Raw genomic sequence first — 1,471 nt, forward strand, 5'->3', positions numbered from 1 at the left:
CGACCTGGACGGCTTCAAGGCCGTGAACGACACCTTCGGTCACGCCGCCGGCGACCACGCCCTGACCGCCGCTGCCGGTGCGCTGACTGAGGCGCTGGAGGACGACGGGCGGGGCGGGGTCGCCGCGCGGTTGGGCGGGGATGAGTTCGCCGCCGTTGTCCCCGCGCCGCACGACTACGCGGTGCCGTGGCTGCTGCGCGGCTTGCACGACTGCCTGTGCGCGCCGCTGAACTACCGGGGCCACACCCTGGGTCTGGGCGCTTCCCTCGGAGCCTGCCTGACTGCCGAACTCCCAACCGCTGACCTGTCCTTGTCGCTGCGGCGGGCGGATGAGGCCATGTACGTCGCCAAGCGCGGCGGGGGCGGCTGGCTCGTGGCTGACGGCCCCACGCCTTCCCACCGGACCAGCAACGGCCGCCGGGCCGGAAGGCGAGGCACATCATGAAACGGTTGTCCCTCACTCCTCAAGCCGCACTCGCGGCCGGTGCCACGTTGGTGACGGTGGCACTGACGGCCGCCGCGTTCTGGCTCTCCTACGAGCACCTGCACGACGTCGCCGCCGGCAACGGTCTCGGTCACTCACCCGCCCGTGCGTGGGTGTGGCCGGCCACCGTCGACCTGTTCATCGTGGCCGGTGAACTGCTGATCCTGCGGGCCGCGCTGCGCGGGAAGTTCGACTGGTTCGCCTACCTGCTCGCCGGTACCGGGTCGCTCGGCTCCATCGCGCTCAACGTCGCAGGGGTGGGTGCCGGGGGTGAGCCGCTGGAGTACATCGTGGCGGCGGTTCCGCCGGTGGCCGCACTGCTGGCGTTCGCCGCTCTCATGCGCCAGGTACACGACGCGCTCGCCCGCGTCGCGGTGCCCGCTGTGGTGACCGTCGAGCGGGTACCGGAACCGCCCGCCCGGCCGGTCATACCGCCGGTCACGTCGCTGCCGTTGGGGGCGCCGCTGTGGGCCGACTTGGAGCGGCCGAAGGCGACCGCTGCGGTGGCCGCTGTGAAGCCGCGTCAGGTGGTCACCGAGGCGGTAACCCAGGTGACCACCGACATGACCGCCGCCGAGCTGCGGCAGGCGGCACGGCGCTTGAACCGGCAGGTGGTCAAGGAAACCGGTCGCCCGGTCACCATCGACCGCCTGCGAGAGGACCTGCACCTGTCCCGCCGCGACGCCGCAGCGCTGCGGCGTGAGGTCGTCAAGAAGGGGGCACCGGCATGAGCCCTCGTGAGCTGACCGGGTGGCCTGCGCGGCGGGTGAGCTGGATTCGTGCCGAGCTGGCACGGCTGCGGGCCGTCGAGGTCGGCCACCTGCCCGCGAACGAGCTGTGCCGGCACATCGGCCAGTTGGAAGCCCTGACCGGCATGCTGCTCGAAGTGCTGGACGGGGGCGAGGAGCCGTGACGCACTCGCTGATACCCACCTACCGGTGGCGGCTCGCCCCGGACGGCTACGCCACCCGGCGGCAACTGCGGGCG

General features: G+C 72.4%; 3 protein-coding genes. All 3 read left to right on the forward strand.

Translation table 11 applies throughout. The features are described 5' to 3' along the window. The coding region (locus ACYVE9_RS26540; protein ID WP_461030438.1) for a GGDEF domain-containing protein at positions 1-445 on the forward strand (445 nt) is incomplete at its 5' end. Continuing rightward, entirely contained in the window at positions 442-1,215 is a 774-nt protein-coding gene (locus ACYVE9_RS26545; RefSeq protein WP_461030439.1) for a DUF2637 domain-containing protein, read from the forward strand. The genes ACYVE9_RS26540 and ACYVE9_RS26545, both read left to right, overlap by 4 nt. Beyond that, entirely contained in the window at positions 1,212-1,397 is a 186-nt protein-coding gene (locus ACYVE9_RS26550; protein WP_461030440.1) for a hypothetical protein, read from the forward strand. Before ACYVE9_RS26545 ends, ACYVE9_RS26550 begins: the two co-directional genes overlap by 4 nt. Positions 1,398-1,471: the final 74 nt, after the last annotated feature.

The organism is Streptomyces sparsus, assembly GCF_054776295.1.